The organism is Nonomuraea typhae, assembly GCF_009760925.1.
GTDB lineage: Bacteria > Actinomycetota > Actinomycetes > Streptosporangiales > Streptosporangiaceae > Nonomuraea > Nonomuraea typhae.
In genome coordinates, this window is sequence record NZ_VRLV01000003.1 from 524,456 (window position 1) to 537,679 (window position 13,224).

Annotated in this window: 11 protein-coding genes; 7 read left to right on the plus strand and 4 right to left on the minus strand. The window is 72.3% G+C overall.

From position 1 onward, the window contains the following. Positions 1 to 68: 68 nt before the first annotated feature. Positions 69 to 1,403, minus strand: coding sequence for an amidohydrolase (locus tag FVE25_RS14575; RefSeq protein WP_157247246.1), 1,335 nt, complete (start codon positions 1,401 to 1,403; stop codon positions 69 to 71). An 87-nt stretch (positions 1,404 to 1,490) separates the two neighbouring features. Here FVE25_RS14575 and FVE25_RS14580 point away from each other — a divergent pair, with 87 nt between their 5' ends. Genes FVE25_RS14580 through FVE25_RS14610 form a run of 7 tightly spaced genes read left to right on the plus strand, consistent with a single transcriptional unit; the run spans position 1,491 to position 8,989 of the window. Further along, positions 1,491 to 2,417 (plus strand): alpha/beta hydrolase, encoded by a 927-nt coding sequence (locus tag FVE25_RS14580; protein WP_157247248.1) that lies wholly within the window; start codon positions 1,491 to 1,493, stop codon positions 2,415 to 2,417. Continuing rightward, on the plus strand, positions 2,414 to 3,136 hold the full coding sequence (locus FVE25_RS14585; protein WP_157247250.1) for an ABC transporter ATP-binding protein: 723 nt from the start codon (positions 2,414 to 2,416) through the stop codon (positions 3,134 to 3,136). Before FVE25_RS14580 ends, FVE25_RS14585 begins: the two co-directional genes overlap by 4 nt. Beyond that, complete coding sequence (locus FVE25_RS14590; RefSeq protein ID WP_157247252.1) at positions 3,133 to 4,836, plus strand: branched-chain amino acid ABC transporter ATP-binding protein/permease; 1,704 nt, start codon at positions 3,133 to 3,135, stop codon at positions 4,834 to 4,836. The genes FVE25_RS14585 and FVE25_RS14590 overlap by 4 nt, the downstream gene beginning before the upstream one ends. 25 nt (positions 4,837 to 4,861) lie before the next feature. Continuing rightward, positions 4,862 to 6,025, plus strand: a complete 1,164-nt coding sequence (locus FVE25_RS14595; protein WP_157247254.1) for an ABC transporter substrate-binding protein — start codon at positions 4,862 to 4,864, stop codon at positions 6,023 to 6,025. A 1-nt stretch (position 6,026) separates the two neighbouring features. Next, positions 6,027 to 6,899 (plus strand): ABC transporter permease subunit, encoded by an 873-nt coding sequence (locus FVE25_RS14600; RefSeq protein ID WP_157247256.1) that lies wholly within the window; start codon positions 6,027 to 6,029, stop codon positions 6,897 to 6,899. Between the two features lie 15 nt (positions 6,900 to 6,914). Further along, the gene (locus FVE25_RS14605) at positions 6,915 to 8,024 is read left to right on the plus strand and encodes a zinc-binding dehydrogenase (RefSeq protein ID WP_157247258.1); all 1,110 of its coding nucleotides are present in this window, start codon (positions 6,915 to 6,917) and stop codon (positions 8,022 to 8,024) included. 8 nt (positions 8,025 to 8,032) lie between these two features. Continuing rightward, positions 8,033 to 8,989 carry an aldo/keto reductase gene (locus tag FVE25_RS14610; RefSeq protein WP_157247260.1) on the plus strand — a complete coding sequence of 319 codons (957 nt, stop codon included), beginning with the start codon at positions 8,033 to 8,035 and terminating at the stop codon, positions 8,987 to 8,989. On the opposite strand, the gene FVE25_RS55125 is transcribed toward FVE25_RS14610, so the two are convergent. From FVE25_RS55125 to FVE25_RS14625, 3 genes are all read right to left on the minus strand, one after another. After that, a complete protein-coding gene (locus tag FVE25_RS55125) occupies positions 8,986 to 9,741 on the minus strand; it encodes a Rid family hydrolase (RefSeq protein ID WP_246267016.1) in 756 nt (251 codons plus the stop codon). The genes FVE25_RS14610 and FVE25_RS55125 overlap by 4 nt on opposite strands. Before the next feature lie 10 nt (positions 9,742 to 9,751). Continuing rightward, positions 9,752 to 10,021: a hypothetical protein gene (locus tag FVE25_RS14620; protein ID WP_157247262.1), complete on the minus strand. Its 270-nt coding sequence runs from the start codon at positions 10,019 to 10,021 to the stop codon at positions 9,752 to 9,754. A gap of 75 nt (positions 10,022 to 10,096) precedes the next feature. Continuing rightward, complete coding sequence (locus FVE25_RS14625; protein ID WP_157247264.1) at positions 10,097 to 13,210, minus strand: NACHT domain-containing protein; 3,114 nt, start codon at positions 13,208 to 13,210, stop codon at positions 10,097 to 10,099. Between the last annotated feature and the right edge of the window lie 14 nt (positions 13,211 to 13,224).

The window sequence follows — 13,224 nt, forward strand, 5'->3', positions numbered from 1 at the left end:
CACCCCTTCCACCCGGAAACAGTATCGGAGATGGTATATGATTTCGGGATCACGCCGCCAGGGCCCCGTCATACCCCGGCTTCGTGGACGATCCGGCCGTCCACCATGGTCAGGACGACCGGCACCTCGGGCAGGGCGGCGGGCTCCACCTCCCGCAGGCTGCCGCCGAGCACGCACAGGTCGGCCGCCTTGCCGGGCTCCAGCGTCCCCTTCCACCCCTCCGCGCCGTCCTGCCAGGCGGGCACGACGGTGCAGGCCCGCAGCGCCGCGTCCAGCGTCAGCCCCCGGGCCGTCGCCTGGGCGACGGTCAGCCGCCAGTCCGGGGTGACCACGGGCGCGTCCGAGCTGAGGCAGAGCCGTACCCCGGCCGCCAGCGCCTCCCGCAGCGGCCACGCCCGGCGCAGCGCCTCGGGCCCGAGCGCGGCGGCCAGCATGTCCGCGGTGGCCACGGCGATGCCCGGCTGGGTGGTGAGGCCGATGCCCGCGCGGGCCATCACGGCCAGCGTGTCCGGGGCGGCCAGGTCACCGTGGATGATGTAGTGTCGCAGGTCACGGCCCTTCCCGGCCGTCTTTGCCATCGCCGCTGCCGCGGCGCGGACGGCGCGGCCGCCGGTGGCGTGGACGCCGGCCTGGTAGCCGGCCTCGTGGGTGAGGGCGATCATCTCGGCGAGCGCCTCCGGTGAAGAGCCTTCGACGAGGAGCCCGCCGTGGCCGCCGTCGCCGTACGGCTGGTCGGTCCAGGCGGTGCCCATCGGCGGGATGCCGTCGGCGAAGATCTTGACTCCGGCGACGCGCAGCCGGCCGGGCACCTCGGCCGGCGGGCGGAACGTGCGTAAGCCCTCTCGCAAGCCCGCCACCGAGCTGGGGCCGTCGAGTTCGCCGAACAGCATGAGCGCCGTGACCCGGGCGGTGAGCCGTCCCTCCTCGGCCAGCGTCGCGTAGTCGCGCAGCGCCGCGGCGCCGAAGCAGCCGGTCGGGCCCTCGTCCTCGCCGGGCCCGAGGCCGGGCTCGGTGTAGCTGGTGATGCCCAGCCCGGCCAGGATCCGTCCCGTGCGCAGGATCGCGGCCCGGCGTTGCTCACCGGTCGTGAGGCGGATCTCGGCCGGACGGGCCTCCGAATGGTCCGGCGCGCTCCGGGTGAGCCGGTCCATGAGGAGGTCCGGCCACAGGGCGCCGAGCCAGACGCCGTGGAGGTGGGAGTCGTTCACGCCGGGCAGCACCGAGCGGCCGTCCAGTGCGATCACCCGGGTGCGGGGGCCGATGAGCGGCGTGACCTCGGCCTCGGCGCCGACTGCGGCGATGCGGCCCCCGCGTACGGCCAGCGCCCGCGCCAGGCGGCCGGTCGCGTCGAGGGTGTGCACCGTCCCGCCCGTGAACACCGTGTCGGCTCGGTTGGGCAACATCTTCCTCCCTGCTCTGGACACCATCCCGCGGATGCCCATAACGTACACGGAATCAGATACGATTTGGCGCTCCACGCGGAGGTGGGCATGCCGTTGCATCCCGACGCCCAGGCGATCCTCGATCGCGCTCCCGCCGTCGTCCCCGTCCTGCTGGACCCGCAGGCCATCCGTGAGCAGTTCCGCGCCATGTGGCAGTTGCCGGACAACCTGCCCCCGGTCGGCCGGGTCGCCGACGCCGTGCTCCCGGGCCCGGCGGGCGCGATCCCGGCCCGCGTCTACACCCCCGGCGGGATCGGGCCGTTTCCCGTGTTCGTCTGGTTCCACGGGGGCGGGTGGACGCTGGGCAGCCTGGACGAGAACGACTACGCCTGCCGTACCGTCTGCTCGAGGGCGGGGGTCGTGGTCCTGTCGGTGGACTACCGGCTGGCGCCCGAGAACCCCTTTCCGGCGGCGGCCGACGACTGCTATGCCGCCGTGCGGTGGGTGAGCAGGCACGGGGCGGAGATCGGGGCCGATCCGGCGCGCATCGCGGTCGGCGGGGAGAGCGCGGGCGGCAACCTCGCGGCCGTGACCGCGCTGAAGGCGCGCGACCTCGGCGGGCCGTCGATCGACCTCCAGGTGCTCGTCTCGCCCGTGCTCGGGCATCCCGATGACGGCCGCGCCTCCTACCGCGACTACGCCGACGGATATTTCCTGTCCAAGGCGAGCATGGACTGGTTTTTCACTCTTTATCCGCGTAATGCGGCCGACCTCGAGGACCCCTACCTGCTGCCGCTGCGAGCCGCGAACCTGTCCGGGCTGCCGCCTGCGCTGGTGCTCGGCGCGGAGTACGACGTGCTGCGCGACGAAGGGGAAGAGTACGCCGCCCGGCTGCGCGAAGCCGGGGTCGAGGCACGGGCGGTGCGCTACGAGGGCCTGATCCACGGCTTCTTCGGCCTGCTCGCCCCCGAGCTGCCCCCCGCCCGCGAGGCGCACGAGCAGGTCATCGGCTCGCTTCTGGCGGCGTTCCGGTGAGCGTCCTCAGCCTGGCCGGGGTGGACGTCCACCGGGGCGAGGCCCGCGTCGTCCACGACGTGTCGCTGGAGGCGGAGGCCGGGGCGGTGACCGTCGTCCTGGGCTCCAACGGATCGGGCAAGAGCACGCTGATGGACGGCGTCGCCGGGCTCGCCCGGGTCTCCTCCGGCACGATCCACCTCGGCGGCGGCCCGATCGGGAAACTGCCGGCCTACAAGCGCGCCCGCGCCGGGCTCGGCTACGTCGAGCAGTCCCGCACGGTCTTCCGCACCCTCAGCGTCGAGCAGAACCTCAGGGTCGCCCGCAGCGGCGAAGGCGACCTGAACGCCGTCTACCGGCTCTTCCCCGAGCTGGAACGCCGCCGGAGCCTGCAGGCCGGGCACCTGTCCGGCGGCGAGCAGCAGATGCTCGCCCTCGGCCGCGCGCTGGTCGCCGACCCGCGCGTCATGCTCATCGACGAGATGTCCATGGGCCTGGCGCCGGTCGTGGTGCGCCGCCTGATGCTGGCGGTGCGCGAGATGACCGGCCTCGGCATCGCGATCCTGCTCGTCGAGCAGTTCGCCGCCCTGGCCCTGGAGATCGGCACCCGCGCCTACGTGCTGCGCAAGGGCCGCGTGGTCTACTCCGGCGCGTGCGCCCGGCTGAAGGACGACGACGGCCTGCTGCACGAGTCCTACTTCGGTACGGCGCCGCCGCCGGGAGAAGGTGAGCCCGCGTGAACCCGCGCGCCACGGCCGCCGGGCTCGGCCTGGCCGCGGCCGCCTGCGTGATCGTGCCCCTCTTCTTCCCCGCCCACTGGATCTTCCTGGCGATCACCGCCGCCGTCGTCGCGATCATCATGCAGAGCTACGGCGTGATCGTCGGCCGGGCCGGGATGATGTCGCTGTGCCAGATGTCCTTCGCCGCGATCGGCGCCTGGGTGGTGCTCAGGCTCAACCTGCTCGACGCGCCCGGCGGGTTCCTGCTCTGGCTGGTGCTGGGCGGGCTGGCGGCGGTCCCGGTGGGCGTCCTGATCGGCCTGCCCGCGCTACGCATCCGCGGCGTCAACCTCGCGGTGGTCACCTTCGGCTTCGCCGTCTCGACCGACATCGTGCTCAACGCCCACCAGTTCCCCGGCACCAGTGAGCTGAAGACGGTCGAGCGCCCCGCGTGGTTCGCCGGCGACGGCGGCTACTTCGTCCTCACCGTGATCGTCTTCTGCCTCATCGCGCTCGGGCTGAGCCGGTTCAACCGCACCCGGCTCGGCATGTCCTGGCTGGAGCTGCGCCATTCCGAGCGGGCCGCGGCCTCCCACGGCGTCTCCGTGGCGCGCAGCAAGCTCGCCGCCTTCGCCATCAGCGCGTTCGTCGCCGCCATCGGGGGCGGGCTGATGGCCGGGCAGCTCGGCCTCGTGGTCGCGCAGAACTTCTCGATGGGCCAGTCGCTGGCGTTCTTCGCCGTCGCCATCCTCATCGGCCCCCACCACGTGGACGGCGCGGTCATGGGCGGCGTCTTCGGCACCGTGATGGCCACCGTCCTGGAGCGCCTCCGGCTGCCGCAGGACCTGGGCGGCATGTTGTTCGGCGTCTTCGCCATCCTGGCCCTGCGTTCCGGGATGAGCCAGACGGACTTCGTCCAGATGCGGCGGCGGGAACGCGCGGCGCGCAAGCTGCTCGACGAGCGCGACGATCGCCCCGCCGTGGTGCCGGCGCCCGCCCCGCCGGGCCCGCCGCTGCTGGAGGTGCGCGGGCTCAGCGTGCGGTTCGGCGAGGTGAGCGCGCTGCACGAGGTGAACCTGACCGTGCCGGAAGGGACGGTCACCGGCCTCATCGGGCCCAACGGCGCGGGCAAGAGCACGTTCATCGCCGCCGTCACCGGCTTCATCGGCGGTTACGCGGGCGGCATCACCCTGTCCGGCCGGCCGCTGGACGGGCTGCGGCCCGAGGCCCGGGCCGGGCGCGGGCTGCGCCGTACCTTCCAGACCACGGTCATCCCGGCCGAGCTGACCCAGTACGAGTACCTGACCATCGGGGCGGGGCGCCGCCTGGAGCGCGCGGAGGCCGACGAGCTGCTGAGGTACTTCGGCTGCCCGCCGGGGCCGGTGCCGGTGTCGCTGCTCGACGCGGGCACCCGGCGGCTGCTGGACGTGGCGGCGGCCGTCGCCGCCCGCCCCAAGGTGGCGCTACTCGACGAACCCGCCGCCGGGCAGTCGGCCGCCGAATCGCGCCGCCTCGCCGCGCGCCTGGCCGAGGTTCCGGAGCGCTACGGCGTCGCCGTCCTGCTGATCGAACACGACATGGAGCTCGTCTCGGCGGTCTGCTCACAGCTCACCGTCCTCGACTTCGGGCGGGTCATCGCCTCCGGCCCCACGGCGGCCGTGCTCGACGACCCCGCCGTGGTCAACGCCTACCTCGGCATAGCGGCGGCCCCGCTGGCCTGAACCCTTACGTGGAGGGAGCACGCAGATGGAGCGTTCACACAAGGCCGCCGCCGTCCTGGGGGCGGCGGCGCTGGCACTGGCCGGGTGCGCCGGCGGCGGGGGCGGGGGCGGCGGGGACACGGGGCCGATCAAGGTCGGCGCCATCAACGGCGTCACCGGCCTGTTCCAGGCGCCCGAGGTGCCCAAGGCCGTGCAGGCGGTCTTCGACGAGGTCAACGCGGCCGGTGGGATCAACGGCCGGAAGATCGAGTACATCAGCAAGGACGACGCCATGAACCCCCAGCGCTCCACCGAGGCCGCCGTGGAGCTGATCGACTCCGAGGCCGTGGTGGCGCTCGTCGGCTCCTCCAGCGCCGTGGACTGCGGGCTCAACCGGGCCAAGTACGGCAGGGCCGGCATCGTCTCCATCCCGGCGGTCGGCGTCGACCCCGCCTGTTTCACCAGCCCGAACATCGCCCCGGTGAACCCGGGCCCGTACAAGCAGCTGACCGCGGCCCTGTACTTCCTGTCGCAGACCAAGAAGCACGAGAAGGTGTGCGCCTACCTGACGGTCCTGCCCGGCAGCGGCGACGGCATCGAGAACGCGATCAAGGAGTGGTCGGCGGTCACCGGCAAGCGGCTGACCGTCAAGGACACCTCCGTCGGTCAGGGCGACCCCACCCCCTACCTGGTGAAGGCCAAGGAGGCGGGCTGCGCGGGCATCGTCTACAACTCCCAGGTCGGCCCCTGGTTCGCCCAGGCCAAGACGCAGAACATGACGGCCGTCGACTTCGTCATGCTGGCCAACAGCTACACCGACGCCAACGCCCAGGCGATCCCCGAAGGGCTCAACGTGTACTCGGCCACCGAATGGCAGCCGTACACCGACGAGAGCCTGCCCGGCAACGACAGGTGGGCCAAGCTGGTGAGCGCCGGCGGGATCCCGAAGACCGCCTTCAGCCAGGGCGCCATCATGGCGGCCGACGTCTTCGTCCAGGTGGTCAAGGGCATCCGGGGGCCGATCACCCGCGAGTCGGTGACCAAGGCGTTCAAGGAGATGAAGCCGGTCGAGTATCCGCTGGTCGGCACGCCGTACGTCTTCGGGCCCGGCGACGCCCACAACCCGGTCGAGGGCGCGCGGTTCGTGAAGGCGGAGAACCGCGCCTGGCGGGTGCTGCCCGAGGGCTTCGTCATCCCGGGCAAGGGCTGACGTGCTCGCCTCCCTGATCGCCGGGCTGACGAGCGGCGGCGTGTACGCGCTGCTCGGGCTGTGCGTCGTGCTGACCTACCGGCTGGTCGCCGTGGTGAACTTCGCCATGGCGGCCACGGGCGCGGCCGGGGCGTACGCGATGGTCTGGCTCATCGGCGAAGGCGTGCCCGGGCCGCTCGCCCTCGCCGGCGGGCTCCTGGCCGGCGCCGCCCTGTCGGCGCTCATCGGGGTGGTGCTCGTGCGCTGGTTCGCCGGGCACGACGAGCGCACCAAGGCGGCCGTGACCGTCGCCCTGTATGTCGCCATCATGGCGATCGGCCTGCGCGTCTTCGGCGGGTCCGCGACGGGCGCCCGGCGTTTCCCGGCGCCCCTCGATGGGCCGGCGTTCACGGTGGGCGGCGTCGTGGTGCCGCAGTCCGTGCCGGTCTCGCTGGCCTTCGCCGTGCTCATCACCGCCGGGGTCGGGCTGCTGTTCAGCCGCACGCTGCTCGGCCTGCGGCTGCAGGCCCTGTCGGAACGGCCGGCGACCGCCCAAGTGGTCGGCATCGCCGTACCCCGGCTGGCGCTGGCGGTGTGGGCGGCGATCGGCGCGCTCAGCACGCTGGTCATCGTCCTGGTCGCCCCGCGGCTCGGCGGCGACTTCGCCACGCTGGCCAACCTCATCACCACCGCGCTGGCCGTGGCCATGGTGGGCGCCTTCCGCAGCCTGCCCATGACGCTGGCCGGCGGCCTGATCCTGGGCCTGCTGGAGGGGGCCGCCGTCTCGCTCAGCGCCCTGCAGGCATACCGCGGGGTGGTGCCCTTCCTGGTCATCCTGGTCCTGCTGTGGTGGCGCAGCAGGAACGAGGTCTGGGACACCGCCCACACCCGCTGAGAAAGGACCCCGATCGTGCCCGTCCCGGCCACCACCCGCGCCGCGGTGCTCCGCGAGCACGGCCAGCCGCTGGTCATCGAGGAACTCCCGCTCCCCCGTGACGTCGAACCCGGCGCCGCCGTCGTCAAGCTCACCTGCGCCACCCTGTGCGCCACCGACGTCCACCTCTGGAACGGGACGATGTCCTGGCCCGGCATGCTCCCCATGGTCCTCGGCCACGAGATGACCGGGACGGTCGCCGCCGCCGGGCCCGGTACCGTGGACGCGCTCGGCGAGCCGATCCGCGTCGGCAGCCGCATCGGCTGGTCGGAGTCGGCCTGCGGCCACTGCCACGGCTGCACGGTGCTGCGCACCCCGGTCGCCTGCTCCAGCCGCGGATACGGCTTCACCCAGCGCGCCGACGTCTGGCCGTACTCCACCTGCGGCCTGGCCGCCTACGCCTACGTGCGGCCCGGCGCGCTGAAGCTCCTGCTGCCCGAGGACGTCCCCGACACCTGGGCGGCCGCCGCCGGGTGCGCGGTCAAGACCGTCCTTCACGCGTACGGCAGAGCGGGCGGCGTCCGGCCCGGCGCCGCGGTCGTCGTCCAGGGCGCCGGGGCGCTCGGCCTGGTGACCACCGCGGTCGCCGCCGCCTCGGGAGCCGGTCCCGTGATCACCATCGGCGCCCCGTCGTCGCGCCTGGAGCTGGCCCGGCGGTTCGGCGCCGACCTCGTCATCGGCCTGGACTCCCCCGCCGGCGAACGCCTGGCCCTGGTCAGGGAGGCCACCGGCGGGCGCGGCGCCGAGCTGGTGCTCGACATGGCCGGGGCGCCGGGGGTGGCCGCCGAGGCCGTGGACCTGGCCGCCTGGGGCGGCACCTGCGTGATCGTCGGCAGCACCGGGCCGCGCCCCGACCCGGTGCCGCTCGGCACGATCATGGGCAAGGAGCTGACCGTGCTCGGCTCGCTCAACGGCGACATCGGCGACTACCACCGCGCCATCGCGTTCCTGCGCGGGTTCCGCGCCCGCTTCGACTGGGACGCCATGTTCGGCAAACCCGCCGGGCTCGGCGCGGCCACGGACGCGCTCGCGGCGATGTCGAGACACGACGAGGTCAAAGCCGTCATCCATCCCTGGCTGCCCTGAGGAGTCCGATGAGCACCGTCCCCCATCGCAAGATCGGCACCCATGGCCCGGAAGCGTCCGTCCTGGCGCTGGGCTCGTGGCACATCTACGACCGCATGGACTTCGCCGACGCCGTCGCCATGGTCCGCCACGCGGCCGACCTGGGCGTCAACCTGTTCGACGTCGGCGTCTACGGCTTTCCCGGACAGCCGCCGGTCTTCACCGACGTGCTGTTCTCGGCCATCGTCCGCGCCGCCGGGATCCCCCGCGCGGACTACCTGCTGTCGGTGAAGCTCTGGCTGGAGAGCTACCCCGAGCAATCTCTGCGCGACCAGCTCGCCCGCGCGCTGTTCCGTGCCGGAACCGACCGGGCCGACCTGGTCATCCTCGGCGACATCCGGCGCACCGACCTCGATCTGGTACGGCTGGCGGGCGACCTGGCCGAGCTGGAGCGTGAAGGGCTGATCGGATCCTGGGGGGTCAACAACTGGTCGGCCACCGCCGTGCGCACGATCCGTGGCCACGCGCTGGAGGCCGGGTCACCCGGGCCCCAGCTGGCACAGCTCAAGTACAGCCCGTGCCGCCGGTCGATCCCGGACGGCGGGCCGTACGCGTCGTTGTTCGCCGAGGGCCTGGCGCTGCAGCCGTCCGACGTGATGGAAGGCGGCATCCTGGCCGGGAAGACCACCCCGTCCCGGCAGATCGGGCGCGATCCCGGAGGCGTGCGCCCGTCGATCATCCGGGCGGCGGCCGGCCTGGGCACCGCCGCCGCGAGCGTGGACGCCACCGCCGCCCAGCTCTGCGTCGCCTTCGCGCTGGCCCACCCCGCCACGTGCACCGTGTTGTTCGGGGCGTCCTCGACCGAGCAGCTCGTGGACAACGTGGGCGCGCTGGAGGTGCTGGACCGGCTGGGGCCCGAGCGGGTCAGGGAACTCGTGGAACCGTTCTGGGCGGACCGGGGCGTGGTGGATCCGGAGGGGGCCTAGGCGCCGGAGCGGCGGGCGTACACCTCGATCTCGATCTTCATCTCGGGCTCGGCCAGGCCGCACACCAGCATCGTGGCGGCCGGCCGTACCTCGCCGAAGGCCCGGCGCAGCGCCGGCCAGCAGGGCTCGAAGTCCGCGCGGTCGGTCAGCAGGTAGCGCACCCGGACCACGTCGGCGAAGGTGCAGCCCGCCTCGGTCAGAGCGAACTCGATGTTGCGCAGGCACTGCTCGGCCTGCTCGGCCACGTCGGCCGAGATGGTCATCGTGGCGTAGTCGTAGCCGGTCGTGCCGGAGACGTGCACCCAGTCGCCGTCCACGACGGCGCGGGCGTAGCCGATCTGCTCCTCGAAGGTCGAACCGCTGAGGATCGCGCGGCGCTTCGGGGTCTCCTGGGGCTCCTGGGTCTCCTGGCCTATCGGGGCGCCGCCGTAGCCGATCTCGTTGCCGTCGGGGTCGTGGTAGGTGACCTTGCGCACGCCGTTGCCGTAGGTCTCGCGCTTGGCCGGTTCGAGGCCCCGCTCGGTGATGCCCGCCACGACGGCGTCCAGGTCGTCGACGAAGATCGTGTGCTGGGCGTGGCCGGCGTCCTCCGGCTGCTGCTCGATGTAGACGTAGCGGTGCTCGGCCAGCTCCCACACGGCTTCGGTCTCGTGGGCGATGAACGTGGGAGGCGAGCCCAGCAGGCGTTCGTACCACGGCAGCGCGGCCGCGTAGTCGGACACCGAGATTCCTGCGAACAAGTCGAGTGCCATGGGCGAGATCCTATGGTTCGAACGACGCGCGGGTCTGGGCCAGGGCGCTCTCCTCGGGAGTCAGCCAGCGCAGGACGATGTCGTCGAAGAGGTCGGCGTCGATGCTCTCCGGGAGGGAGTCGGGCGCCGACCCCAGGTGGCGGTAGTGGATCTGCAGGAACGCCTTGGAGGTGGGGTGGGGCGGTTCGATGATCATGTACCAGGCTGGGCTGTCGTCGCGGGGCACGTGCAGGGCGTGCTCGAACCACATGCCGGGCAGGGGGGTAACGCGCTGGGTCACATGGTGATTCTCCGTGGTGACGGTGGGGTGCGGGAGGGGATTCGGCAGCTCAATCGGGTAGGGCGCCAGGTTTCCTTAGGGAATATGTGGCCAGTACCGCTTTTCATCCCATTCGTGGCTGTGCACGCTGTCGGGGAGCACCGGGTCGTCGGGCCAGCGGAAGAGCTTGACGACCTCGCGGAGCATGTCCATCTGGCCGGGCTCTTGCAGGGAGGCGATGAGTGGGTGATCCGCGTCAAGGTGAGACCGGAGCATCTCCACGAGACGCTCGTCCGGATCGGCCAGGAGCGCGGCGACCAAAGCAGCGGGATTGGGAGGGTGGGCAGCGCCGAAACCGAGCCGCCAGTTCACCAGGCCCGAGAGCCCGTCTACCAGATGGCGACTGCGCAGGATGAGCAGCATGTCCGCGAGGCGGGCCACTGCCGCGGCGGCTTCATCCGGGACCCCTGGGTAGAACTCACGCAGGTTGACATCAATGCGCTTGCCGGGCCATAGGAGGGCCCGGACGAGCGAGGCTGCCGTGGCCTCGTCCCAGGAATCGTCCGGTACCACATAGCCGTCATGGACCCCTACGCCGAACTTCAGCCGCCGCTCCAACATCTTGTCCCCAGCCAAGCGGGCCAAGTCGAGCTCGTGCGCCTGCGGCGGCGCTCCATAGCGAAAGAGCACTTCACGCACGAAACCATTCGAGTAGTGGAAGAGCTCCATCAACCCGTCGAGCCTCTCCGGCCCAAGTCCCGCAGCCCACAGCCGCACGGTCGAGCGCCAGGCGAGCTGCGGATCGTCCTCCGGCCCGCACAAGGAAGCGACGCCGAGCGGCGGCCCCACCCGCACTCGTAGCAACACGAGGTTCAGCGAGTACGCCGCCAGTTGCCGCACCCGATCCAGCGGAACAGGCCGGTAAGAGGCGTGGCGCCCGGTGTCGTGACGCCGCCTGACGGACGCCGCCAACTCCTCCAGGAGGCTTCGGATCTGCTCCCGGTCCCGTGCCGTGAGCTCAAAGGAGAGCTCAGCGGCGAAGGCGAGGACCTGTCGGCGGTCACTGAGCGGCTGGTGGGACAGCAGCGCGTACAGGAAACCGTCGTCCACCGGCCTCCCGCTCAGTGAGCGCATCGCGGCCAGCGTGCGCAGGGACTCGACGATGTGCGCGGCCACCAGGTACTCCCCGAACGTGGCGTGCAGGAACTCGTAGCAGCGCCGGACGGAGCCTTCGTTGCCCGTGCGCGCCTCCGCCCGGTGGACGAAGAAGAACCGCCCCACCAGGTCGCGGCCGATCTCCGCCACGTCGGCCGCCTCCGACGGCCGGTCTTCCAGGGCGATCAGATCCGCCCCCAGCTCGGTGTCCGTGATGTCCTGGCGCCCCCTGTTCAGCATGGCGAAGGCCGCCACCGTCAGCCGCCACAACTGCTTCTTCTCCGCGACGGACCCCTCAGGCTGCTTGGCCGCCTCCCTGCGGACGAACTCGGTCAGCAGCCGCCGGTACAACGCCGTCGTCGACATGACCTCGTCGATCGGCGGCGCGGCCGGGTCGGCGGCGTACAGGGCGAGCATGAGGAGGAGCAGCGGCTGCTCGGCCAGCTCACGGCGCTCCAGCACGGAGGCGAGGGAGAGCGTGCGCACGCGCCCGGCCGCGATGGCGGCCTCGTTGACCCGGTCCCAGCGCTTCAGCCAATCGGCGATCTGCCAGTCCGCGAAGTCCTTGAGCTTGATGATCGGCGTGCCGTCGGCGATGAGCACCCGGTCCGCGACCACGGTGCGGGAGGTGACGATCACCGCCACCGGGAAGCCCTGCTGGGCCTCCGCCCGCTGGAAGTCCATGATCTCCTGTAGATAACCGCGCCGGTCGCGCCCTCCGGACACGGCCTGCAGGAGCTCGTCCAGGCCGTCGAGCAGGACGACGCGCACGGCCTGCCGGTTCGCCTGCGCGACCTCCCACCACTGGGCCCGCCCGTTCGTGGCGAGGTCGAGCGCGGCCTGGATCTGCTCCAGGATGCCGGCGTCGGCGTTCACCCGCCGCAGCGGCACCCGCACCACCGTGTACGAGGCGGACGGAAGCCGGGCGGCCAGCACCTGGGTGAGCAGGCTCTTGCCCGCTCCCGGATGCCCGAGCAGCAGCAGCGGCCGCTGGAAGGCGACCGGCGAGGTGAGATGCGCGGCCAGCAGCAGGTCGAGGTGCTGGCTGACCCGCTGGTTCCCCCACCATGGCTCGGAAGCGGGATGGCTGACGTTGCGGTGGTAGGTGGCGAAGCTGCAGTGCGGGCTGACGTAGATCTCCGCGACGGTCGGGACCGTCAGCGCAGGGTGCGGCTGATCGGTCACCGGCACCACCGGCTCCGACAGCGCGCCCCTGTTCGCGCGGGCGATCACGGCCGCCACGTCCCGCTCGGTCCTCTCCCGGCCGGTCGTGGCGAGGGTCAGGAGCTGTTCGATCCGCGCCAGCGCCGCCCCCTGCGATTGGAACGCCTCCCGCAGCTCCGTCCGGGCACCCGTGACGACCTGCCGGGTGGCGGCGTGCTCCCCCAGGCTGGCCCAGATGAAGAACTCGGGCACGGAGGCGGCCAGCCCGAGGTAACGCGAGCGGTAGCGCTCCAGCGCCCGCCCCGCCAGGAACGGCGCGCCGGGCAGTTCGACGCGCCTTTCGCGCAGGATGTGGAGGTGACGCAGCGTGCGTTCGGCGAACAGGTTCAGCCACTTCTCGACCTGCCCGAGGTTCTCCTCGAACCCGCAGGTGGCGGAGGGAATCGGCACCTCCGACTGGTACAGGATCTCGAAGAGGTGCTCGCCCTCCCTGTGCCCGGCGGAGGTGAGGAGCATGCCGCGATCCTCGTCCTGCAGCGACAACCCCTCCGCCGCCTCGCCCAGCGCCTCGAAGAAGGCCGAGACCACGACCGTGGTGTGGGCGGCGACGATGAGCTGGTGGCGCTCGTAGCCCTCCAGGCCGAGCAACCGGCCGGAGACCCGGTCGAGGGCCGCCCGCAGGAGACTTCTCGCCTCGTTCTTCTGGTCGATCCACCCCCACACCGCCGCGAAGGCCGCCGCGGGGCCGGGCGCCGCGACCGCGAGCGCCGTCACCCCGGCGGCCAGGATGCCCCCGCCGAGCAGCCGGTCCATCCGGTCCAGCCAGGGGCGGTCGTGGTGGCCGAGAATCTGCAGCGCACCGCGATAGGTCAGCGAGACGTCCCGCCACATCCTCGCCCCCCGGC